The organism is Burkholderia theae (assembly GCF_048565265.1).
Taxonomy (GTDB): Bacteria; Pseudomonadota; Gammaproteobacteria; order Burkholderiales; family Burkholderiaceae; genus Burkholderia; species Burkholderia theae.
In genome coordinates this window covers 3,061,249-3,084,432 of record NZ_CP183461.1, presented here as the reverse complement: position 1 = coordinate 3,084,432, position 23,184 = coordinate 3,061,249, and the positions used below count along the sequence as shown (strand labels likewise).

At 68.6% G+C, this 23,184-nt stretch carries 21 protein-coding genes; 13 read left to right on the top strand and 8 right to left on the bottom strand.

From position 1 onward, the window contains the following. The first annotated feature begins 30 nt into the window (after positions 1-30). Positions 31-795, top strand: coding sequence for a chloramphenicol phosphotransferase CPT family protein (locus ACN22W_RS14555; protein ID WP_419685207.1), 765 nt, complete (start codon positions 31-33; stop codon positions 793-795). Positions 796-928: 133 nt separating this feature from the next. On the opposite strand, the gene ACN22W_RS14550 is transcribed toward ACN22W_RS14555, so the two are convergent. Beyond that, entirely contained in the window at positions 929-2,305 is a 1,377-nt protein-coding gene (locus ACN22W_RS14550; RefSeq protein WP_193098950.1) for a nucleobase:cation symporter-2 family protein, read from the bottom strand. Positions 2,306-2,744: 439 nt separating this feature from the next. Here ACN22W_RS14550 and ACN22W_RS14545 point away from each other — a divergent pair, with 439 nt between their 5' ends. The 3 genes from ACN22W_RS14545 to fghA all read left to right on the top strand — a co-directional run bounded on the left by ACN22W_RS14545 (position 2,745) and on the right by fghA (position 6,425). Next, complete coding sequence (locus ACN22W_RS14545) at positions 2,745-4,181, top strand: xylulokinase (RefSeq protein WP_419685205.1); 1,437 nt, start codon at positions 2,745-2,747, stop codon at positions 4,179-4,181. Between the two features lie 272 nt (positions 4,182-4,453). Then, positions 4,454-5,560: an S-(hydroxymethyl)glutathione dehydrogenase/class III alcohol dehydrogenase gene (locus tag ACN22W_RS14540; RefSeq protein WP_034178897.1), complete on the top strand. Its 1,107-nt coding sequence runs from the start codon at positions 4,454-4,456 to the stop codon at positions 5,558-5,560. 16 nt (positions 5,561-5,576) lie between these two features. Further along, complete coding sequence (fghA, locus tag ACN22W_RS14535) at positions 5,577-6,425, top strand: S-formylglutathione hydrolase (RefSeq protein WP_419685203.1); 849 nt, start codon at positions 5,577-5,579, stop codon at positions 6,423-6,425. A gap of 115 nt (positions 6,426-6,540) precedes the next feature. Here the strand turns inward: fghA and ACN22W_RS14530 are convergent, their stop codons facing one another. From ACN22W_RS14530 to ACN22W_RS14515, 4 genes are read right to left on the bottom strand one after another with little or no spacing between them, the layout of a single operon-like run. Next, a complete protein-coding gene (locus ACN22W_RS14530) occupies positions 6,541-7,323 on the bottom strand; it encodes a metal ABC transporter permease (protein WP_048245231.1) in 783 nt (260 codons plus the stop codon). Further along, entirely contained in the window at positions 7,316-8,197 is an 882-nt protein-coding gene (locus ACN22W_RS14525; protein WP_419685201.1) for an ABC transporter ATP-binding protein, read from the bottom strand. The genes ACN22W_RS14530 and ACN22W_RS14525 overlap by 8 nt, the downstream gene beginning before the upstream one ends. A gap of 15 nt (positions 8,198-8,212) precedes the next feature. After that, positions 8,213-9,127, bottom strand: a complete 915-nt coding sequence (locus ACN22W_RS14520) for a metal ABC transporter solute-binding protein (protein ID WP_419685199.1) — start codon at positions 9,125-9,127, stop codon at positions 8,213-8,215. Between the two features lie 47 nt (positions 9,128-9,174). Then, the gene (locus ACN22W_RS14515) at positions 9,175-9,636 is read right to left on the bottom strand and encodes a Fur family transcriptional regulator (RefSeq protein WP_011546084.1); all 462 of its coding nucleotides are present in this window, start codon (positions 9,634-9,636) and stop codon (positions 9,175-9,177) included. Positions 9,637-9,964: 328 nt separating this feature from the next. On the opposite strand from ACN22W_RS14515, the gene ACN22W_RS14510 reads away from it, so the two are divergent. From ACN22W_RS14510 to ACN22W_RS14475, 8 genes are all read left to right on the top strand, one after another. Beyond that, positions 9,965-10,741: an L-iditol 2-dehydrogenase gene (locus ACN22W_RS14510; RefSeq protein WP_419685197.1), complete on the top strand. Its 777-nt coding sequence runs from the start codon at positions 9,965-9,967 to the stop codon at positions 10,739-10,741. A 93-nt stretch (positions 10,742-10,834) separates the two neighbouring features. Then, positions 10,835-11,791: a sugar kinase gene (locus tag ACN22W_RS14505; RefSeq protein WP_419685195.1), complete on the top strand. Its 957-nt coding sequence runs from the start codon at positions 10,835-10,837 to the stop codon at positions 11,789-11,791. After that, on the top strand, positions 11,779-13,131 hold the full coding sequence (locus tag ACN22W_RS14500; RefSeq protein ID WP_419685193.1) for a D-tagatose-bisphosphate aldolase, class II, non-catalytic subunit: 1,353 nt from the start codon (positions 11,779-11,781) through the stop codon (positions 13,129-13,131). Before ACN22W_RS14505 ends, ACN22W_RS14500 begins: the two co-directional genes overlap by 13 nt. A gap of 61 nt (positions 13,132-13,192) precedes the next feature. Continuing rightward, positions 13,193-14,518 (top strand): ABC transporter substrate-binding protein, encoded by a 1,326-nt coding sequence (locus ACN22W_RS14495; RefSeq protein ID WP_048245225.1) that lies wholly within the window; start codon positions 13,193-13,195, stop codon positions 14,516-14,518. 101 nt (positions 14,519-14,619) lie between these two features. Further along, on the top strand, positions 14,620-15,567 hold the full coding sequence (locus ACN22W_RS14490) for a carbohydrate ABC transporter permease (protein WP_419685191.1): 948 nt from the start codon (positions 14,620-14,622) through the stop codon (positions 15,565-15,567). Continuing rightward, a complete protein-coding gene (locus tag ACN22W_RS14485) occupies positions 15,564-16,415 on the top strand; it encodes a carbohydrate ABC transporter permease (RefSeq protein ID WP_048245223.1) in 852 nt (283 codons plus the stop codon). Before ACN22W_RS14490 ends, ACN22W_RS14485 begins: the two co-directional genes overlap by 4 nt. After that, positions 16,412-17,125, top strand: a complete 714-nt coding sequence (locus ACN22W_RS14480; RefSeq protein WP_419685189.1) for an HAD family hydrolase — start codon at positions 16,412-16,414, stop codon at positions 17,123-17,125. Before ACN22W_RS14485 ends, ACN22W_RS14480 begins: the two co-directional genes overlap by 4 nt. Positions 17,126-17,183: 58 nt before the next feature. Further along, the gene (locus tag ACN22W_RS14475; RefSeq protein ID WP_343494807.1) at positions 17,184-18,293 is read left to right on the top strand and encodes a sn-glycerol-3-phosphate ABC transporter ATP-binding protein UgpC; all 1,110 of its coding nucleotides are present in this window, start codon (positions 17,184-17,186) and stop codon (positions 18,291-18,293) included. Between the two features lie 13 nt (positions 18,294-18,306). Here the strand turns inward: ACN22W_RS14475 and ACN22W_RS14470 are convergent, their stop codons facing one another. Next, complete coding sequence (locus tag ACN22W_RS14470) at positions 18,307-19,191, bottom strand: LysR family transcriptional regulator (protein ID WP_419685186.1); 885 nt, start codon at positions 19,189-19,191, stop codon at positions 18,307-18,309. A gap of 113 nt (positions 19,192-19,304) precedes the next feature. Between ACN22W_RS14470 and ACN22W_RS14465 the strand changes: the two genes are divergently transcribed. Continuing rightward, positions 19,305-20,528 (top strand): MFS transporter, encoded by a 1,224-nt coding sequence (locus tag ACN22W_RS14465; protein WP_419685184.1) that lies wholly within the window; start codon positions 19,305-19,307, stop codon positions 20,526-20,528. Positions 20,529-20,544: 16 nt separating this feature from the next. Here the strand turns inward: ACN22W_RS14465 and ACN22W_RS14460 are convergent, their stop codons facing one another. Together ACN22W_RS14460 and xylB are read right to left on the bottom strand one after the other, a co-directional pair. Next, entirely contained in the window at positions 20,545-21,501 is a 957-nt protein-coding gene (locus ACN22W_RS14460; protein WP_419685182.1) for a sugar-binding transcriptional regulator, read from the bottom strand. Between the two features lie 121 nt (positions 21,502-21,622). Beyond that, the gene (gene xylB / locus ACN22W_RS14455; RefSeq protein WP_419685180.1) at positions 21,623-23,104 is read right to left on the bottom strand and encodes a xylulokinase; all 1,482 of its coding nucleotides are present in this window, start codon (positions 23,102-23,104) and stop codon (positions 21,623-21,625) included. Between the last annotated feature and the right edge of the window lie 80 nt (positions 23,105-23,184).

The following is a 23,184-nucleotide window of genomic DNA, read 5'->3' as shown; positions in this document are numbered from 1 at the left end:
AGCAGGGCGGGAGCGGGCAGCCGCTCCTGTTTGCCGAACCGGCTGTATGCGGAAATGAAAACGCCACGGACGAAAGTCCGTGGCGTTTTTTTTGCGAACGCCGACGCGCCGGTCGATACATTTCATCGCATCGGCTTCCCGGCAAACATGCCCGGTGCGGCGGGTCGGGTCACGCAGTTCGTTCCGCGATACCGATCGGCGTTGTTCAGCGCACGCAGGTACACTCGCCGCATGAAAACGACTCGAATCATCCTGCTCAACGGCGTGGGAAGCTCAGGCAAGACGTCTCTCGCGCATGCGCTCCAGGCCATGCTGGACATCCCGTTCCTGCATGTCCAGATGGATGCGTTTCTCGGCATGCTGCCCGCGCGTTACCTGAACGATGCGGACGGATTCGTTTTTTCGTCATTCATCGAGGACGGCAAGGATGTCGTATCGATACGCAGCGGGCCGGTTGCCCGGCGAGCGATGCAGGGGATGCGACACGCGATCGTCGCGCTGGCGAACCAGGGAAACCATCTGATTGTCGACGACGTGCTGCTGGGCGACGAGAAAGCGGAATATGCCGATTTGCTGGCGCCGTTCACGGTCAGCATGGTTGGCGTCCACTGTCCGCTGGAGGTTCTCGAGGAAAGGGAGCGGCAACGAGGCGACCGTGTTGCCGGGCTGGCGCGCTGGCAGTACGACAGGGTGCACGCTGGCGTCACGTATGACGTGACGGTCGACACCAGCAAGGCCACGCCGGAAGCCTGCGCGCGCGAGGTCGCGTCGGCGCTGGCGCTGCACGGGAGCTGATGCCCGGTTTCTCCCGGGACACCCGCCCGCGGCAGGCAGGCGCCGTTGCCACGAGGGTCCCGCCAAGCAAAACGCCACGGCATGCCGTGGCGTTTTTCGTTACCGCGTTGCGCCGTCATCCGGCGCTGGGCGATCAGTGGTGCACGTCGGCCGGGCGGCCGTCGAAGTCGTGTCCGGCACGGCGGATGTCGCAACGCGCGTCCTTCTCGCCCTTCACGCCGTTGAACACGATGTTCAGGATCACGGACGTTACCGATGCCAGCAGGATGCCGCTGTGCAGGATCGGTGCGAGCGCCGGCGGCAGCTTCGAGAAGAAGTGCGGCGACACGACCGGCACGAGGCCCATGCCGACGCTCACGGCGACGATGAACAGGTTATGGGAGTTGTTCACGAAGTCGACCTTCGACAGCACCTTGATGCCGTTTGCCGCCACCATCCCGAACATCACGATGCCTGCGCCGCCAAGCACGAACGGCGGCACCGACGCGACGACCTGCGCCATCTTCGGGAACAGGCCGAGCAGCACGAGGATCACGCCGCCCGTCGCACACACGTAACGGCTCTTCACGCCCGTCACGCCGATCAGGCCGACGTTCTGCGAGAACGACGTGTGCGGGAACGAGTTGAAGATGCCGCCGATCAGTGTGCCGAGGCCATCGACGCGCAGGCCGCGCACGAGCTGCTGCTGGTTGACCGGACGATCGACCATGTCGCCGACCGCGAGGAACATGCCGGTCGATTCGATGAACGTGACGAACATCACGGTGACCATCGTCGCGATCGACAGCGGGTCGAAGTGCGGCCAGCCGAAGTGGAACGGCATCACGAAGCCGACCCACGGCGCGAGCGACACGCCTTCCGTGTTCACGCGGCCGATCACGAATGCGATCACGAAGCCGGCGACGATGCCGAGCAGCACCGAGATGTTCGCGATGAAGCCGCGGCCGAACTTGTTGATCAGCAGGATCAGCGTCAACACGAGCAGCGACAGGCCGAGGTAGACGGGGCTGCCGTATTCGGGGTTGCCGACGCCGCCGGCTGCCCAGTTGATGCCGACTTCCATCAGCGACAGACCGATCACCGCAATCACGGTGCCGACCACTACTGGCGGGAAGAACCGCAACAGCTTGCCGATCATCGGCGCCAGCACGATGCCGATGATGCCGGCCGCGATGGTCGAACCGAAGATGTCGAGAATACCGAGGCCGGGGTTCGTGCCGATCGCGATCATCGGGCCGACTGCCGCGAACGTGCAGCCCATGATGACGGGCAGGCGGATCCCGAAGATCCACAGGCCCAGCGTCTGGATCAGCGTCGCGATGCCGCACGAAAACAGATCGGCGCTGATCAGGAACGCGATCTGGTCTTTCGGCAGCTTGAGCGCGCCGCCAACGATAAGCGGTACGGCGACAGCGCCGGCGTACATGACGAGGACGTGTTGCAGGCCAAGCGTTACCAGCTTGCCGGTCGGCAGCACTTCATCGCACGGATGGACCGTGTTCGATTGCATCTGTCTCACTCCATGATCTTGTTTTCGGGGTGATACGAAGTTATGCGGAATGAATCCCCGCAACAAGAGCACTGGGTACTATTCCGTTCTTTGCTGGTTCGATATGCCATTTCGGCATGGAACAGGGGGTCGATCATCGGGAAACTGCCGTAGGAGTGAGGTTCCCCGGATTTATAGCCCTTCAAAATAGCGCGGGCCCCCGTGTCAAATATAGGTCGCTTTATGGTGTGTATCGCGCGGCTCGCATAGTGGCAAAAAGGGGTGTCGAAAAATCGTGCCGGGTTAACCCGCGAACGGCCGCTTTTGCACGCAAGGTGCAGCCCGGTGACACCGGGCTGCCGACAGCGCTTTCGGTGCGTCATCGCGGCGGCAAAAATCGGGTCGTGTATCGCGATCCCGTTATCATCGACATCCGTTCATTCGAATTCATCTTCACGTCATGCGCCTGCTCGGAATCGACCTCGGCACCGGCTCCGTCAAACTCGTCACGCTCGATGCCGACGGCGTCGAGCGTGCGGTCGCGAGCGAACCTTATGCGCTGTCGTCGCCGCAGCCCGGCTGGGCCGAGATCGCGCCCGACGCATGGTGGCAGGCGCTGGTGCGCGCGGCCGCGCGGTTGCCGGCCGGCGAGCGCGAGCAGGTCGCGGCGATCGGGTTCTCGGGCCAGATGCATGGCGTCGTGCTGGTCGACGCGGACGGGCAGCCGGTGCGGCCTGCGATGCTGTGGCCCGACACGCGCGCGGTGCGCGAAGCGGATGCGGCCGACTGGCGCGATGTTCCGAATCCCGTCGCACCGGGCATGGCAGGCCCGCTGTTGCGCTGGCTGGCCGCGCACGAACCCGCTGCGCTGCGCGCCGCGCGCTGGGCCGTACAGCCGAAGGACTGGCTGCGCGTCGCACTTGGCGGCGACGTCGCGGCCGATCCGAGCGACGCATGTGCGACCGCGCTTGCGACGCCCGACGGCGCATGGGATACGGCGTTGATCGACACGCTCGGCTTGCCGGCCGACCGGTTCGCGCCGGTCCGTGCGTCGAGCGCACGTTGCGGCGTGCTCGGTGCGCGCGCGGCCGCGGCGCTCGGCCTGCCTGCCGGCGTGCCGCTTGCGACGGGCGCGGCCGACACGGCATGCGCGGCGCTCGGCAGCGGGCTTGCCACGGCTGGCGACGCGCTGCTGACGACGGGCAGCGGTGGCCAGATCGTCGTGCTCGCGGATACGCTGCCACCCGCGCGGCGCGGGCTGCATCGTTATCGCACGGCGGCCGGCGACGGTTATTACACGATGGCCGCGATGCAGAACGTCGGGCTCGCGCTCGAAACCGTGCGCGGCTGGCTCGGTTATCCGGACTGGGCGCACGCTTACGACGATGCGTTCGCGCAACCGGCGTCCGAACGGCTGTGCTTCCTGCCGTACCTGACGGGCGAGCGTTCGCCGTGGATGAACCCCGATGCGCGCGGTGGCTGGCTCGGCCTCGGGCTCGGCGATACGCGCGGTGCGATGATGCGCGCCGCGTTCGAAGGTGTCGCGTTCGCGTTGCGTGCGGGGCTCGATGCGATCCGCGACGCCGATCGCGGCGACCCGGTGACGACGCTGCGTCTCGCGGGCGGCGGCTCGGTCGATCCGCGCTGGCGCCAGTTGCTCGCCGATGCGCTCGGCGCGTCGCTCCACGCGATCGATTGCCCGAACGCCGCGACGCGCGGCGCCGCGCTGCTCGCGGGTGTCGCGATCGGTCACTGGCGGGAAGCGGCGTTGCACGCGCTGGCACCGAGCGCGTCGCCGGTCGCCGCGCCGCGCGACGATCGCCTGCTGGCTGCGCGTTACGCGCGCTTCATCGATCTGTACGCGCGTACGGATGCATGGTTCACGACGGGCGTTTAAACTCGAACACTTGTTCTTTTGCGTCAGCGATGACGCATCGTGGCAAGCCGGCGACCGTTTCCCGCACGCGGTGCGCGTCGGGACCGGCCATCATGGCGAGCACGAGATTCTTGCGCCGTGGCGCGCGCGAAGCCGCGCGGCACGGCTTCCACAGCTTTGCATGGACCCGGCGCAAAGCATGGGACCGGAGCGTGTCGAAGCACCGGCTCCGGTCGGCCCCAGCGCTGAGGCACCAACCCGGTTCGACTTAACAGACAGACAGGAGTGACACGATGAAGACGAAAGCCGCGATTGCATGGAAGGCGGGCGCGCCGCTGACGATCGAGGAAGTCGATCTCGAAGGGCCGCGCGCAGGCGAAGTGCTGATCGAAGTGAAGGCAACCGGCATCTGCCACACCGACTACTACACGCTGTCGGGTGCCGATCCGGAAGGCATCTTCCCGGCGATTCTCGGCCACGAAGGCGCGGGCGTGGTGGTCGACGTCGGCCCCGGCGTCGGCACCGTCAGGAAGGGCGACCACGTGATTCCGCTGTACACGCCGGAATGCCGCGAGTGCAAGTTCTGCCTGTCGCGCAAGACCAACCTGTGCCAGAAGATCCGCGCGACGCAAGGCAAGGGCCTGATGCCCGACGCGACGTCGCGCTTCTCGCTCGACGGCAAGCCGCTGTTCCACTACATGGGCACGTCGACGTTCTCGAACTACATCGTGGTGCCGGAGATCGCGGTTGCGAAGGTGCGCGAGGACGCGCCGTTCGACAAGATCTGCTACATCGGCTGCGGCGTGACGACGGGCGTCGGCGCGGTCGTCTACTCGGCGAAGGTCGAGGCGGGCGCGAACGTCGTCGTGTTCGGCCTGGGCGGCATCGGCCTGAACGTGATCCAGGGCGCGAAGATGGTCGGCGCGGACAAGATCATCGGCGTCGACATCAACCCGAAACGCGTCGAGCTCGCGAAGAAGTTCGGGATGACGCACTTCATCAACCCGAACGAAGTCGAGAACGTCGTCGACCACATCGTGCAGCTGACCGACGGCGGCGCGGACTACTCGTTCGAATGCGTGGGCAACGTGAAGCTGATGCGCCAGGCGCTCGAGTGCACGCACAAGGGCTGGGGCCAGTCGTTCATCATCGGCGTCGCGGCAGCCGGCGAGGAAATCAGCACGCGTCCGTTCCAGCTGGTGACGGGCCGCGAATGGAAGGGCTCGGCGTTCGGCGGCGCGCGCGGCCGTACCGACGTGCCGAAGATCGTCGACTGGTACATGGAAGGCAAGATCAACATCGACGACCTGATCACGCACACGCTGCCGCTCGAGCGGATCAACGAAGGTTTCGACCTGATGAAGCAGGGCGAGTCGATCCGCTCGGTCGTGCTGTACTGACCGGGAGCGCATCGCCATGCTCGAACTCGTTTCCTCGCATGCATGCCACGGCGGCGAGCAGCGCTTCTACCGTCACGATTCGGCGGCGATCGGCCTGCCGATGAAGTTCTCGGTGTACCTGCCGCCGCAGGCCGCGCAGGGTCGCGTGCCGGCGCTGTTCTATCTCGCGGGGCTCACGTGCACCGACGAGACGTTCGCGATCAAGGCGGGCGCGCAGCAATACGCGGCGCAGCACGGCGTCGCGCTCGTGATGCCCGACACGAGCCCGCGCGGCGCGGGCGTGCCGGGCGAGACCGACGCGTGGGATTTCGGCGTTGGCGCGGGTTTCTACGTCGACGCGACCGAAGCGCCGTGGTCCGCGCATTACCGGATGGAGTCGTACGTGACGGGCGAGCTGCGCGAGCTCGTCGCGGCCGAACTGCCGATCGACGGCGCGCGGCTCGGTATCTTCGGCCACTCGATGGGCGGGCACGGCGCGCTGACGCTCGCGTTGCGCCATCCGGGCCTGTACCGGTCGGTGTCGGCGTTCGCGCCAATCGCAGCGCCGACGCGCTGCCCGTGGGGCGAGAAGGCATTCTCGGGCTACCTCGGCGACGATCGCGACGCGTGGAAGCAGCACGACGCGAGCGAGCTCGTCGCGCGCGCCGATGCGCCGAAGTTCGCGGACGGCATCCTGGTCGATCAGGGCCTCGCCGACCAGTTCCTTGCGAACCAGTTGAACCCCGACGTGTTCGAAGCCGCCTGCGCGAAGGCCGGTCAGCCGCTGACGCTGCGCCGCCATCCGGGTTACGACCACGGGTACTACTTCATCTCGACGTTCATCGCCGATCACATCGTGCATCACGCACGCGTGCTTGCGCGGTGAGCAGAGCGGGAAGCAGGTAACGCACGCATCGGCATCGCTGTACGCGATCGCGGTGCATAAAAAAAACGCCGGCGCTGCCCTCGGGCACGCCGGCGTTTTTCATTGGCAGCGCGAATCAGTTGCGCCGCAACAGGCTCGCGCCGTATACGAGCGCGGACAGCGCGGTGATCCAGAAGCTCGTCGGCCAGTCGGTGTGATACGCGAGCACGATACCGGCCCACGCCTCGAACAGCGCGAACAGCGCGGCGAGCAGCACGCCCGTCGACAGCCGCGTCGACACGTTCTGCGCGGCCGCGGCCGGCCCGACCAGCAGCGTGAACACGAGCAGCACGCCGACGATCTGCGTCGCGGCGGCCACCGCGAGCGCGCACACCGCGAGGAACAGCATCGACACCGTGCGCAGCGACACGCCCTTGGCTTCGGCCAGTTCGGGCTGGAGCGACGCGAACAGCAGCGGCCGTGCGATCAGCGCGAGCGCGATGAGGCTCACCGCGCCGATGCCCGCGAGCACCGCGAGCGTGTCGTGGCTGACCGCGAGCACGTTGCCGAACAGCAGCGCGGTGACCTGCGTCGCGAACGACGTATAGAAATGCAGGAACAGCAGGCCGAAACCGAGCGCGCCCGACAGGATCACGCCGATCGCGACGTCGCGGCCCGCGAGCTTCTCGCCGAGCGCGCCCATCCCGATCCCGGCTGCGAGCGTGAAGCCGACCATCCCCCAGATCGGCGAGATGCCGAGCAGCACCGCGCCCGTCGCGCCGGTGAAGCCGACGTGCGACAGCGCGTGGCCGGCGAAGGTCTGCCCGCGCAGCACCAGGAAGTAGCCGACGATGCCCGCGAGCACCGCGACGATGCCCGACGCCGCGAAGGCGTTGATCATGAAGTCGTATTCAAACATCGTGCGAATGCCCGGGATGGGCGTGTCCGTGGTGGTGATGGCCGCCGCCGCCGTGCGAGTGGCCGTCGTCGTCTTCGTGTTCGTGGTCGTGCTTCTCGATCTCGACGTCGCCCGACATCACGAAGATCTTGCCGTTCACGCGCATCACGTCGATCGGCGACCCGTAGAGCCGTGACAGTACCGGCTTCGTGATCACCTCGTCGACGGTGCCGAGCGCCGCGACGCCGTTGCCGAGATACAGCACGCGGTCGAGCGCGTTCAGCAGCGGATTCAGTTCGTGCGCGGAAAACAGCACGGTGATGCCGAGCTCGCGCTGCACGTTGCGCACGAGTTCGACGACGCCGCGCTGGTGGTTCGGATCGAGGCTGATCAGCGGTTCGTCGAGCAGCAGCAGCTTCGGGCTGCCGAGCAGGCACTGCGCGAGCAGCAGGCGTTGCCTCTCGCCGCCCGACAGTTCCGACAGCGGCCGGCGCGCGAGCGTCGGGGCGCCGACGAGGTCGAGCACGCGGTCGACCTCGCGCCGCGCCGCCGCGTTCGTGTGCGGCAACCCCCAGCGGTGGCCGTCGGCGGCCATCGCGACGAAGTCGTAGCCGCGCATCCGGCGGTTCGCGAGGCCGCTCCGGATCTGCGGCATGTAGCCGATCGACGCGTTGCCGCGCACGACCGGCACGCCGCCGACGGACAGCGTGCCGCTCGAGATGGGCACGAGGCCGAGCACCGCGCGCATCAGCGTCGTCTTGCCCGCGCCGTTCGGCCCGAGCACGCCGACGAATTCACCGGGTTCGATCGAGAAGCTGACGTCGCGCAGGATCGTGCGTCCGCCCAGTTCGAGCGTGACGCGATCGACTGCGAGGGCGTGAGGAGTGGCGGTCATCGTGTTGCGGTCGTGTTATTTCTTGCCGGCCGAAAGCGCGCTGGCGAGTGCGTCGAGCTGGCCGGCCATCCATTGCTGGAAGGTCTTGCCGGCCGGCTGCGTCTCGGTGACGCTGACGGTCGGCACGCCGCCGTCGCGTGCGATCTTCAGCATCCGCTTGGTCATCGGTTCTTCGGCCTGGCTGTTGTAGATCAGCACGCGCACCTGCTTCTTGCGCAGGTCGTTCTCGAACGCGGCGACGTCCTGCGCGCTCGCTTCGGTGTTGTTCATCGTCGCGAGCTGGAAGCGCTGGTTGCGCATGTCGAGGCCGATCGCGTCGGACATATAGCCGAACACGGGCTCGGTGGCCGTCACCGGCACGCCCTTGTACTGCGCGCGCAGCGCGGCGACCTTGTCGTCGACGGGCTTCAGCGACGCGACGAACTTCTGCAGGTTCGCATCGTATTCGGCCTTGTTCGCCGGGTCGGCACGGCCGAGCTCGGTGGCGATCGCACGGGCGGCGGCCGGCATCGTCGCCGGGTCGTACCACAGGTGCGGGTTGTCGCCGGCCTTCTTGCCGACGAGATCGGCGACGACGATCGTCGCGCGCTTCGCCTGCTTCGACGCGCCGAGCAGCTTGCCCATCCACGGATCGTAGTCGGCGCCGTTGTAGATCACGACTTGCGCGCGCTGGAGCGCGCGGGCCGTTTTCGGGCTCGCTTCGAACAGGTGCGGATCCTGGTCGGGATTGCTCAGGATGCTCGTCACCGCGACGTGGTGGCCGCCGATCTGCGACACGACATCGCCGTAGAAATTCTCGGCGGCGACGACGTTGACGGTCGCGGCCTGCGCGAATGCCGGCGCCGCGAACGACAGCGCGGTGGCAGCGGCGGCGAGCCAGCGGACAGGCGACAGGGCACGCCGCGGCGCGCGCTTCAGGGCAATGGACATGGAACTCCTCGTTGGAAGGGGCGGCGCATGCGCCGCGCGATTCGGCGTCAGCGTTGCGCGGGCTTGCGCTTGCAGTGGCCGCACAGGCCACTCAATTCGACGACCTGGTGGTGGACTTCGAAACCGTGCGCGGGCTCGCTCGCGGACAACTGCTTCGCGAGGTCGCCGCCGGGAATCTCGACGGTGTCGCCGCACGAATCGCAGATCAGGAACTGGCCTTCGTGCGGCACGCCGATCTCGCAGCACGCGAAAAACGCGTTCTTCGATTCGATCCGGTGGATGAAACCGTGCTCGACGAGGAAATCCAGCGCGCGATAGACGGTCGTGGGCGGCACGCGGCCGCGCTGCGGCTCGAGCTCGGCGAGCAGGTCGTATGCGCCGATCGGGCGCTGCGCGGCCAGCACGCGTTCGTAGACCTGGCGGCGCAGCGGCGTCCACGCGAGCCCGTGCTCGGCGGCGAATGCGTCGGCCCGGGACAGCCGGGCGTCAATGGACGATGAGGTAGCCATGGCGTGAAGCAGGCAATAAAACGGAGTATCGCGATGATATAACGTATCGTCGCGCCGTGCAGCGCGAATTCCCTTTTCCGTCCTCGCTCCGTCCCCTTCATCGCTTTCCCGGCTGCGCCGCACCGCGCGCGCCGCGCCTTGCCGGGCGCGCGCGGCGGGCCGTCGCCCTGCGCCGTTGTGCCGCAGCGCATCATAGAAAGCCGCCACGTCGCCTTGACAGCGCGAATCGCGTATCCGATCATTCGATCACCAACAGAGCAATTGATCGGTCAGCGGGCGTTCGCTCACTTCGCGGCCGTCGCACAGCAGAACGAACCGGAGACAACCAGTGAGACTGGAACACAAGGTCGCGATCCTGACGGGCGCCGCAAGCGGCATCGGCGAGGCGGTCGCGCAACGCTATCTGGACGAGGGCGCGCGCTGCGTGCTCGTCGACCTGAAGCCGGCGGGCGGATCGCTCGCGCGGCTCATCGAAGCGAACCCTGGCCGCGCGATGGCCGTTACCGCGGACGTCACGCGCCGCGACGATATCGAGCGGATCGTCATGACCGCGGTCGAGCGCTTCGGCGGCATCGACATCCTGTTCAACAACGCGGCGCTGTTCGACATGCGCCCGATCCTCGACGAATCGTGGGACGTGTTCGACCGGCTGTTCGCGGTCAACGTGAAAGGGCTGTTCTTCCTCATGCAGGCCGTCGCGCAGCGGATGGTCGAGCAGGGGCGCGGCGGCAAGATCGTCAACATGTCGTCGCAGGCCGGCCGTCGCGGCGAGGCACTCGTTTCGCACTACTGCGCGACCAAGGCCGCGGTGATCAGCTATACGCAGTCGGCCGCGCTCGCGCTCGCGCCGCACCGGATCAACGTGAACGGCATCGCGCCGGGCGTCGTCGACACGCCGATGTGGGAGCAGGTCGATGCGCTGTTTGCGCGCTACGAGAACCGGCCGCTCGGCGAGAAGAAACGGCTCGTCGGCGAAGCCGTGCCGCTCGGCCGCATGGGCGTGCCGGGCGACCTGACGGGCGCCGCGCTGTTCCTCGCATCGGCCGACGCCGACTACATCACCGCCCAGACGCTGAACGTCGACGGCGGCAACTGGATGAGCTGACATGGCGCCGCTCGCACGCGCAACCTGCCGGCCGGCCCTCGACGGGGCGGCTTGCCCGCCCGGCGCGGCCGCCGTCGAACAAGGATACGCCTGATGGCCGCGATCGTTGTTGCCGGCGAACTGCTGGCCGAATTCGTCGCCGCCGAGCGCGGCCAGGGCTTCGACACGCCGGGCCTGTTCACCGGACCGTTCCCGAGCGGCGCGCCCGCGATCTTTGCCGATCAGGCCGCCCGGCTCGGCGCGCGCGTCGCGTATGCGGGCTGCGTCGGCCGCGACGCGTTCGGCGACGCGATCGTCGCGCGGCTCGAACTCGACGGCGTTGACGTTGCGCGCATCCGTCGCGTCGCGCGCCCGACGGGCACCGCGTTCGTCGCGTATCGCGACGACGGCTCGCGCAGCTTCGTCTTCAGTCTTGCCACCAGCGCGGCCGCGTGCGTCGATGCGTCCGACGTCGATACGTCGATGTTCGACGGCTGCCGCTACTTCCACGTGATGGGCTCGTCGCTGACGAGCGAATCGGCGATCGCGGCGGTGCATCGCGGCGTGATCGAGGCCGCGCGCGCCGGCGCGAAGGTGTCGTTCGATCCGAACGTGCGGCCCGAAATGCTGAGCTTTCGCCCGATGCGCGCGGCGCTCGACGAGATGCTCGCCGCCTGCCACCTGTTCCTGCCGAGCGAGGCCGACCTGCCGTTTTTCTGCGGGCCGCAGCCGGCCGAGCGTGCGATCGCGGGCCTGCTCGCGACGCATCCGCTGCTCGAGCGTGTGGTGTTGAAGCGCGGCGCGGCAGGCAGCGTTGCGTTCGACCGTGCGAACCGCGTCGACGCGCCGGCTTTTCCGGTCGACGAGATCGACCCGACCGGCGCCGGCGACTGTTTCGGCGGCACGCTCGTCGCGAGCCTCGTCGCGGGCGTGCCGATTGACGTCGCGCTGCGCCGCGCGAACGCGGCCGGCGCGATCGCGGTCACGCGGCGCGGCCCGATGGAAGGCAACAGCAGCGCGGCCGAGATCGACCGTTTCCTGACCGAACGAGGTATCGCATGTCCGGCCTGACGACCATCGCCGAACGCACGCGCACCGCGCACGCCGATGCCGTGCTGCGGATGATCTTCGACGCGAACCGCGCGGACGCGCAGCGCGGCATCTATTCGATCTGCAGCGCGCACCGGCTCGTGCTGGAGGCCGCTTGCGAAGCCGCGCGCGCGGACGGCTCGCCACTGCTGATCGAGGCGACCTGCAACCAGGTGAACCATCTCGGCGGCTATACGGGCATGACGCCCGCCGATTTCCGTCGCGACGTCGATACGATCGCCGAGCGCTGCGGGCTGCCGCCGTCGGCGCTCGTGCTCGGCGGCGACCATCTCGGCCCGAACCCGTGGCGGCATCGCCGCGCGGCCGACGCGATGCGCGAGGCCGGCGCGATGGTCGCCGCGTATGTCGAGGCCGGCTTCGAAAAGATTCACCTCGATGCGAGCATGGCCTGCGCGGACGATCCGGCGCGGCTCGACGACCGCACGATCGCCGCGCGCGCGGCCGAGCTGTGTCGTGCGGCGGAAGACGCGGCGGCGCGCGCCGGCGTCGCACCCGTCTACGTGATCGGCACCGAGGTGCCGACGCCGGGCGGCGAAGTCGGCGGCCATGACGGCGACGCGGCGATCGCGCGGATCGCGGTCACGCGCAGCGACAGCATCGACGCGACGCTCGACGCGCACCGCCGCGCGTTCGCGGCGGCCGGGCTCGACGACGCGTGGACACGCGTGGTCGCGATCGTCGCGCAGCCGGGCGTCGACTTCGACGACCGCCACGTGCTCGACTACGACAGCGCCAAGGCAGCGTCACTCGGCGCGAGTATCCTGCATACACCGCGTCTCGTGTTCGAGGCGCATTCGACCGATTACCAGACCGAGGGTGCGCTCGCCGCGCTCGTGCGCGATCACTTCGCGGTGTTGAAGGTCGGCCCCGCGCTGACGTTCGCCCTGCGCGAGGCGCTGTTCGCATTGACGTTCATCGAGGATGCGCTGATCGACGACGTCGCGCAGCGCTCGCGGTTGCGCGACGTCGTCGATGCCGCGATGCGCGCGCAGCCCGAGCACTGGGCGCCGTACTACCGCGGCGACGAGACCGAGCAGCGGCTCGCGCGCCAGTTCAGCTACAGCGACCGGATCCGCTACTACTGGCTGCAGCCGGCCGTCGCGGCCGCGGTCGAGCAATTGTTCGGCAACCTCGCGCGGCAGCCGGTGCCCGAGACGCTCGTCGCGCAGTGGCTGCCGGATGTCTACGCGGCGTGCCGCGCGGGCGGGCTCGCGAAGGAGCCGCGCGCATGGGTGCGCCACCGGATACGCGACGTGATTGCGCACTATGCGCGCGCGTGCGGAATGCAGCGGCCGGCATGACGGGCCGCGAAGGAAACGACGCAAGACCGACGATACTTCGAACAATCACAGGAGACATGCCATGCAACGAAAGATGCTCGACGCCGCCGCACGCTGCTTCGCCGGAGCCGCGCTCGCGACGGCCGCCTGCGCCGCATCCGCCGGCACGCTGACGATCGCGACGCTGAACAACCCCGACATGATCGAGCTGAAGAAGCTGTCGCCGGCGTTCGAGAAAGCGAACCCCGACATCAAGCTGAACTGGGTGATTCTCGAGGAGAACGTGCTGCGCCAGCGCGCGACGACCGACATCACGACCGGCAGCGGCCAGTTCGACGTGATGGCGATCGGCACCTACGAGACGCCGCAGTGGGGCAAGCGCGGCTGGCTCGCGCCGATCACGGGACTGCCCGCCGACTACGACCTCAACGACATCGTGAAGACCGCGCGCGACAGCCTGTCGTACAACGGCCAGCTGTATGCACTGCCGTTCTACGTCGAAAGCTCGATGACGTTCTACCGCAAGGACCTGTTCGCGGCGAAGGGGCTGAAGATGCCCGACCAGCCGACCTACGACCAGATCGCCGAGTTCGCGGACAAGCTCACCGACAAGGCGAAGGGCACCTACGGGATCTGCCTGCGCGGCAAGGCCGGCTGGGGCGAGAACATGGCGTTCGTGTCGACGGTCGTGAACACGTTCGGCGGGCGCTGGTTCGACGAGAACTGGAACGCGCAGCTCACGTCGCCCGAATGGAAGAAGGCGATCACGTTCTACGTGAACCTGCTGAAGAAGGACGGCCCGCCGGGAGCGAGCTCGAACGGCTTCAACGAGAACCTGACGCTGACCGCGTCGGGCAAGTGCGCGATGTGGATCGACGCGACGGTTGCGGCCGGGATGCTCTATAACAAGCAGCAGTCGCAGGTCGCCGACAAGATCGGCTTCGCGCCCGCGCCGGTCGCCGTCACGCCGAAGGGTTCGCACTGGCTGTGGGCGTGGGCGCTGGCCGTGCCGAAGACCTCGAAGCAGCAGGATGCCGCGCGCAAGTTCATCGCGTGGGCGACGTCGAAGCAGTACATCGAGATGGCCGGCAAGGACGAGGGCTGGGCGTCGGTCCCGCCGGGCACGCGCGCGTCGACTTATCAGCGCCCCGAGTACAAGGCCGCCGCGCCGTTCTCGGACTTCGTGCTGAAGGCGATCGAGACGGCCGACCCGACCGATCCGTCGCTGAAGAAGGTGCCGTACACGGGCGTGCAGTACGTCGGGATTCCTGAATTCCAGTCGTTCGGCACGGTGGTCGGCCAGTCGATCGCGGGTGCGGTCGCGGGCCAGATGACGGTCGACCAGGCGCTCGCCGCCGGGCAGGCGGCCGCCGACCGCGCGGTACGGCAGGCCGGCTACAAGAAGTAACGCGGCCCCGCACCGTGTGCCGTCGGGCACGGTGCGGGTCGCCCACGCTGAAAGGCGGGCAGGCCGTTCGCGCCCGCGCATCAACCGGAGGGACCCCGATCATGCGTCACCTACGTCTTCCCCTGAGTCACGCGCCGTCGGTCGGCGACGCGTCGTCGCCGCCGGGCGCGCCGCGCCGCGCGCGCGGCGGCGCGAGCTGGCTCGTGTCGCCGTCCGTCGCGGTGCTGCTGCTGTGGATGTCGATTCCGCTCGCGATGACGATCTGGTATTCGTTCTCGCGCTACAACCTGCTGAACCCGGAGGTGAAGGGTTTCGCGGGCCTCGACAACTACCGCTTCCTCGCGACCGATCCGTCGTTCCTGCCCGCGATCTGGCACACGCTCGTGCTGATCGGCGCGGTGCTCGCGATCACGGTGATCGGCGGCGTGCTGATGTCCGTGCTGTTCGACCGCAAGTTCTACGGGCAGGGCGTCGCACGCCTGCTGGCGATCGCGCCGTTCTTCGTGATGCCGACGGTGTCCGCGCTGATCTGGAAGAACATGATCCTGCACCCGGTCTACGGGCTCGTCGCGACCGCGATGCGCGCGCTCGGGATGACGCCGATCGACTGGTTCGCCGATTACCCGCTTACCGCCGTGATCATCATCGTCGCGTGGCAATGGCTGCCGTTCGCGTTCCTGATCCTGTTCACCGCGATCCAGTCGCTCGACCAGGAGCAGAAGGAAGCCGCGCGCATCGACGGCGCGGGCCCGATCGCGATGTTCTTCTACATCACGCTGCCGCACCTGAAGCGTGCGATCGCCGTGGTCGTGATGATGGAGACGATCTTCCTGCTGTCGATCTTCGCGGAGATCTACACGACGACCGGCGGCGGCCCCGGCGACGCGACGACCAACCTGTCGTACCTGATCTACGCGCTCGGCCTGCAGCAGTTCGACGTCGGCCTCGCATCCGCCGGCGGCATCATCGCCGTGGTGGTCGCGAACGTCGTGTCGTTCTTCCTCGTGCGGATGCTCGCGCGCAACCTGAAGGGAGAGTACGAGAAATGAGCGACCTGACCTTCGAAGGCCGGCGCGTGCCGGCCGTGTTCGACCTGGTGCGGCGCGCGCTGCCCGGCACGCTCGCGTGGCTGATCGCGCTGCTGCTGTTCTTCCCGATCTTCTGGATGGCGATCACCGCGTTCAAGACCGAGCAGCAGGCGTATGCGTCGACGCTGTTCTTCATGCCGACGCTCGACAGCTTCCGCGAGGTGTTCGCGCGCAGCAACTACTTCGCGTTCGCGTGGAATTCGGTGCTGATCTCGGCGGGTGTCACGGTGATCTCGCTGCTGTTCGCGGTGCCGGCCGCGTACGCGATGGCGTTCTTCCCGAACCACCGCACGCAGAAGGTGCTGCTGTGGATGCTGTCGACGAAGATGATGCCGTCGGTCGGCGTGCTCGTGCCGATCTACCTGCTGTGGAAGAACGCGGGGCTGCTCGATACCGTGTCGGGCCTCGTGATCGTCTACACGCTGATCAACCTGCCGATCGCGGTGTGGATGACCTTCACGTACTTCAACGAGATCCCGAAGGACATCCTCGAAGCGGGGCGCATCGACGGCGCATCGACGTGGCAGGAGATCGTCTACCTGCTGATGCCGATGGCGCTGCCGGGGCTCGCGTCCACCGCGCTGCTGCTGGTGATCCTGTCGTGGAACGAGGCGTTCTGGAGCATCAACCTGTCGAGTTCGAACGCGGCGCCGCTGACCGTGTTCATCGCGTCGTACTCGAGCCCGGAGGGATTGTTCTGGGCGAAGTTGTCCGCCGCTTCGTTGCTCGCGGTCGCGCCGATCCTGATCGTCGGCTGGCTGTCGCAGAAGCAGCTGGTGCGCGGGCTCACGTTCGGGGCGGTCAAATGAGCGCGGCCGGCGAAGGTGCTACCGGTCAAGGTGCGAACGTGCTGATCTGCGATTGCGACGGCGTGCTGATCGACAGCGAAGCGGTCGCCGCCGACGTGATCGTGCGCGAACTCGATGCGCGCTGGCCGGGCGTCGATGCGCGGCCGGCCGTGATGCCGTTGCTCGGGCTGCGCATCGAACGCGTGCTGGCCGGCGCGAGTGACGCCGTCGGCCGCACGCTGTCGGCCGACGACGTCGATGCGATCCGCCGTGCGGTCGAGGCGGCGGCCGTCAACGCACCGATGGTCGAAGGCATCGACGCGGCGCTGGCCGCGATCGAACTGACGACGGCCTGCGCGAGCAACAGCTACCGCACGTATGTCGAGGCGGCGCTCGCGCGCACGGGCCTCGCGCGCTTCTTCGGCGACCGGCTGTTCTGCGCGGATTCCGTCGCGCGGCCGAAGCCGGCGCCGGACGTGTATCTCGCGGCCGCGCGCACGCTCGGCGTGGCGCCCGCGCAGTGCCTCGTCGTCGAGGACAGCGTGACGGGCATCACCGCGGCGGCCGCGGCCGGCATGACCGTGCTCGGCTTCGTCGGCGGCGGGCATGCGTCGGCCGCGCAGATCGACGCGCTGCGCGGCATCGGCGCGCGTCACGTATTCGACGACATGCACGAGCTGCCCGGCTACGTCGCGCGCTGGCAGGCGACGGGCGCGGTGCTGCCGAACTAGGACAAGTTACGCGCCGCATGCGTGCATGCGGCGCATCACGAACGAACGGAGACAGATCATGGCAAGCGTGCTCCTGCGCAACATCGCGAAGCGCTACGACGAAACCGAAGTACTGCGTAACGTGAACCTCGACATCGCCGACGGCGAATTCGTCGTGTTCGTCGGCCCGAGCGGCTGCGGCAAATCCACGCTGATGCGGATGATCGCGGGCCTCGAGGATATTTCGAGCGGCGACCTGCTGATCGACGGCGCGAAGGTCAACGACGTGCCGAGCGCGAAGCGCGGCATCGCGATGGTGTTCCAGTCGTATGCGCTGTACCCGCACATGACGCTGTACGACAACATGGCGTTCGGCCTCAAGCTCGCGGGCGCGAAGAAGCCCGAGATCGACCAGGCGGTGAAGAACGCGGCGAAGATCCTGCACATCGATCACCTGCTCGACCGCAAGCCGAAGCAGCTGTCGGGCGGCCAGCGGCAGCGCGTCGCGATCGGTCGTGCGATCACGCGCAAGCCGAAGGTGTTCCTGTTCGACGAGCCGCTGTCGAATCTCGACGCCGCGCTGCGCGTGAAGATGCGGCTGGAGTTCGCGCGGCTGCACGACGAGCTGAAGACGACGATGATCTACGTGACGCACGACCAGGTCGAGGCGATGACGCTCGCCGACAAGATCGTCGTGCTGTCGGGCGGCGCGGTGCAGCAGGTCGGCACGCCGAACGAGCTGTATCACGCACCGGCGAACCAGTTCGTCGCGGGCTTCATCGGTTCGCCGAAGATGAACTTCCTGACAGGCACGGTCGAATCGATCGATGCGGGCGGCGTGCTGGTGCGCTTCGACAGCGGCGAGACGCAGCGCGTGGCGGTCGAAGCGGCGGGGCTGCAGCGCGGCGCGGCGGTGACCGTCGGCGTGCGGCCCGAGCACCTGTTGGTCGAGGCCGCGGCCACGGGTGTCGCCGCGCGGACGATGGCCGTCGAGTCGCTCGGCGATGCCGCGTACCTGTATGCGGAGTCGGCGGTTGCGCCGGACGGCCTGATCGCGCGGATTCCGCCGCTCGATACGTATCGCACCGGCGACGCGCTGCACGTGCATGCGCAAGCCGAGCACTGTCACCTGTTCGACGAGCAAGGGCAGGCGTTGCGGCGGCTCGGCGTGCACGCGAAGGCGGCGTGACGGCCGGCCGCGCTCACAGGTGCAAATGCGCGGCCATGTAATCGACGAACGCGCGCAGCTTCGGCGTCGGATGGCGGCCTGACGGCCACAGTGCATAGAGCGGCGTGCGGCTCGCGACGTGTTCGTCGAGCACCGCACGCAGCGTGCCGCCATCGAGCGCGCCGTGCACGAAGAATTCGGGCAGGCACGCGATGCCGAGCCCGCGCAGCGCGAAGCACAGGCGCGTTTCCGCGCTGTTGCTGACCATCGATACGGGCACGTCGGGCGGCGTGCCCGAGCGCGGCACGCGCAGTGGCCAGGTTTCGAGCTTGCCGCTGCTCGGGAAACGGTAGTGCAGGCAGCGGTGGCGCGCGAGATCGGCCGGCGTGTGCGGCGTGCCGTGCCGGTCGAGATAGTCGGGCGACGCGACGAGGTGCTGGCGGAAATGGCCGAGCAGCCGCGACGACAGCCGCGAATCCGACGGCTGGCCGGTGCGCAGCACCGCGTCGAAACCTTCTTCGACGACGTCGACGAGTCGGTCGCTGAAATCGATATCGAGTTCGATCTCCGGATACGCGGCCATGAAGTCGGCGAGCACCGGCAGCAGCAGCGTGCCGATCGTCGGCAGGCTCACGCGCAAACGCCCGCGCGGCGCTTCGGCGCTGTACTTCAGTTCCTGCTCGGCCGCGTCGATCTCGGCGATCACGCGCCGGCACCGTTCGAGAAAGCGCGTGCCTTCGGCGGTCAGCGTGATGCTGCGCGTGCTGCGGTGAAACAGCCGCACGTTCAGGCGCGCCTCGAGCCGCGCGATGCGCTTGCCGATCGCCGATGCCGACAGCCCGAGCGCGCGGCCGGCCGCGACGAAACTGCGCGTTTCCGCGACCTGCACGAACACGACGAAGCCGCCCAGATTTTCCATGCAAGATCCCGATTGCGGACATCGACGTCCGGATTGTCCGGAACTCTAACCCGGTTTTTCTTCTCGCGTCGGCTCCTTACGATGGGCGTTCCTTCACTGTTCGAGGTCACGCCATGTCATCCCAGCCTGTCACCGCGTCCTGCGCCGAACCGGACGCCGCGCTCGATCGCGCGCCCGCCGACGAGCGCCTGCCGGTCGCGAACCTGCTGGCGCTCGCGACGGCCGCCTTCATCACGATCCTTACCGAGGCATTGCCGGCCGGCCTGCTGCCGCTGATGAGCGTCGACCTGCGCGTGCCTGCCGCGCTGATCGGCCAGCTCGTGACCGTGTATGCGCTCGGCTCGATCGTCGCGGCGATTCCGCTCGTGGCCGCGACCCGCGCGATGCGCCGGCGCCGCTTGCTGCTCATGGCGCTGGCCGGCTTCGTCGTGTCGAATGCGCTGACCGCCGTGTCGCCGTACTACGCGCTCACGCTCGTCGCGCGCTTCGTCGCGGGCATGTCGGCCGGGCTGCTGTGGGCGTTGCTGGCCGGTTATGCGAGCCGGATGGTCGACGCGTCGTTGCGCGGCCGCGCGATCGCGGTCGCGATGCTCGGCGCGCCGGTCGCGATGTCGATCGGCATTCCGGCCGGCACCGCGCTGGGCGCGGCGCTCGGCTGGCGCGTCGCGTTCGCGTTGATCACGCTCGCGGCGCTCGCGCTGATCGGCTGGATCCGCTTGCGCTTGCCCGATTACCCGGGGCAGCAGGCCGGCGCGCGCGAACCGGTGCTCGGCGTGATGACGCTGCCGGGCGTACGGCCGGTCCTGATCGTGATGTTCGCGTACGTGCTCGCGCACAACATGCTGTACACGTACGTCGCGCCGTTTCTCGCGGGCGTGCGGATGGGTGCGCAGGTCGATGTGGTGCTGTTCGTGTTCGGCGTCGCGTCGCTGGTCGGCATCGCGCTGACGGGCGCGTGGATCGGCGCCGCGCAACGGCGTCTGACGCTCGCCAGCATCGCGCTGTTCGCGCTCGCGGCGGTGATGCTCGGCGCCGGATCGGGGATGACGATCATCTATGCGGGCGTCGCGCTGTGGGGGCTCGCGTTCGGCGGCGCGCCGACGCTGTTCCAGACGGCCACCGCGAATGCGGCGGGGGACGCCGCCGACGTCGCGCAGTCGATGCTCGTGACGGTGTGGAACCTCGCGATCGCCGGGGGCGGCATCGCGGGCGGGATGCTGCTCGGCGCCACCGGCGCCGGTGCGATTCCGTGGGTGCTCGTCGCGCTGCTGGCGGCCGCGTGGGTCGGCGCGTGGCGTGCGCGCCGGCATGCGTTTCCGGCGCCGCGCGCGGCCTGAGCGTCCGGCTGAGGACTCAGTCCGCCTTCGCGTCGAGCGCGGCGCGCGCGCAGGTTTCGTCGGTGACGAGCCCCGACATCCAGCGGCCGCGCAACGCGGCGATCACCGCGTCGCGTTTCTTCGGGCCGCCCGCGAACGCGATCGTCGGGCGCTTCGGCGGCGTGGCGAGCGACACGCTCGTCACGCGCGTGCCGGTCGATACGTCGATCAGCTTGCCCTGCGCGTCGATCGGCATGCCGAGCAGTTCGGCCACCGCGCCGAGCGCGGTCATCTCGTCGCGCTCCTGTTCGGTGATGAAGCCGTCTTCGTAGAGCGGGCAGTGCGGGCCGATGTTGCCGATCCCGACGAACGCGACGTCGGCCTTGCCCGACAGCGCCTCGACGATCCGGTACAGCCGGTGGTTGCACCACTGCGCGCGCTCGGCCGCGCTGTCGGCGAACAGCGGCGCGGGCAGCAGGAAGTGCTTGCTGCCGGTCTTCTCGGAGATGTACTGCGCGACGTCGTAGCGGTTCGACGATCCGTCGGCCGCGATCGCGCCGACCATCGACACGAGCCGGTGCTGCGGGCGCTCGATCTGCGCGATCTGCGCGACCGCGGCCTTCAGCGTCCGGCCGCTGCTGACGGCGATCACCATCGGCCGCGTCTCGCCCAGGTAGCGCTCCATCACCTGCGCGCCGGCGACCGCGAGCTTGCGGTCGATCGCGTCGGGCGCATCGGCATCGACGGGCACGACTTCGCACATCGCGAGGCCGTAGCGCTTCGACAGCTGCGCGCCGAGATCGAGGCAGTCGGCGAGCTGGTGGTCGACGCGCACGCGGATCAGGTTCTTCTCGACCGCGAACGCGACGAGGCGCTGCGCGACGGGGCGCGACACCTGCAGCTTTTCGGCGATTTCGTTCTGCGTGTCGCCCGCGACGTAGTAGAGCCACGCGGCACGCGTGGCGAGATCGAGTTTTTCTGAGGACTTGGACACGATAGCGATTCGGTTCGGAGCTGGGGGGCCGCCCGCGGGCCGGCCGGCGGGCCGCACGACGGCATCCACTGTACCGCATGTCGCGCGTGCGGCCGGCGGCCGGTGCGCGCGACCGCGGCGCTTACGCGAGCCGTGCGCGCGACGGTTCGTACAGCGGCCGCACGTGACGGTACAGCGTGCGGAACGCGTCGAGGCGTTCGCGCAGCAGCGCATGGCGCGCGGCGTCCGGTGCGTAGTCGGCACGCACGGGCGGCTTGGTCAGCACCGTATGCGGATCGCCGCCGACGGCCAGCCAGCCGAGCCGGGCCGCGCCGAGCGCCGCACCGGTTTCGCCGCCGCCGATCTGGCGCGTGCGCACGTTCAGCGCGTCGGCGATCAGCTGCGCCCAGAACGCGCTGCGCGCGCCGCCGCCGATCAGCGACAACTGGTCGGTTTCGATGCCGGCCGCATGCAGCGCGTCGAAGCCGTCGGCGAGGCCGAGCGTCACGCCTTCGAGCACCGCGTAGCCGAGATGCGCGCGCTCGGTCGCGTGCGTCATCCCGAAGAACACGCCCTGCGCATACGGATCGTTGTGCGGCGTGCGCTCGCCGGACAGGTAGGGCAGGAACAGCGGCGCCGTCGCGAGCGCGTCGGCGTCGAGCGCCGCGACTTCGGCGAGCAGCGCGGGCTCGTCGGTGCCGGTCAGCTTGCAGACCCAGCGCAGGCAGCTCGCGGCCGACAGCACGACGCTCATCAATTGCCAGCGATCGGGAATCGCATGGCAGAACGCATGCACGGCCGACGCGGGATTCGGCATGAAGCGGTCGCCGACCACGCTCAGCACGCCCGACGTGCCGAGCGACACGAAGCCGTCGCCCGCGTGGATCGCGCCGATGCCGAGTGCGCTGGTCGCGTTGTCGCCGCCGCCGCCCGCCACCACGACGGCCTCCGACAGCCCGAGTTCGCGTGCGATATCGGCGCGCAGCGTGCCCGACGGTGCGTTGCCCTCGACGATGCGGGGCATCTGGTCGCGCGTCATCCCGCATGCGGCGAGCAGCGCGTCGGACCAGTCGCGGCGCGCGACGTCGAGCCACAGCGTGCCGGCCGCGTCCGACGGGTCCGACACCTTCGCGCCGGTCAGCCGGAACCGCAGGTAGTCCTTCGGCATCAGCACGCACGCGGTGGCTGCGAATACGTCGGGTTCGTGTTTCGCGACCCACAGCAGTTTCGGTGCGGTGAAGCCCGGCATCGCGAGATTGCCGGCCAGTGCATGGAGATCGGGTGCGCGTTCGGTGAGCAGCGCACATTCGTCGGCGCTGCGCATGTCGTTCCACAGGATCGCGGGGCGCAGCACGCGGTCGTCGCGGCCGAGCAGCACGGCGCCGTGCATCTGGCCCGACAGGCCGATGCCGCGCACCTGCGCGAACGCTTGCGGATGCCGTTCGCGCAGCGCCGCGAGCGCGGCGAGCGTGCCTTGCCACCAGTCGTCCGGATGTTGTTCGGCCCAGCGCGGATGCGGCCGCGACACCGTGAACGGCGAGCCGGCGGTGCCGACGACCGCGCCGTCCGGGGCGAGCAGCAGCACCTTCACTTCCGAGGTGCCGAGGTCGATGCCGAGATACATGAGCGATCCGTTCCGTCAGAGAGGAGCCGCTACTTTAGCCGTGCTGCCCGGCATGTGCCAAGCAGGTTCGCCCGGCCCGT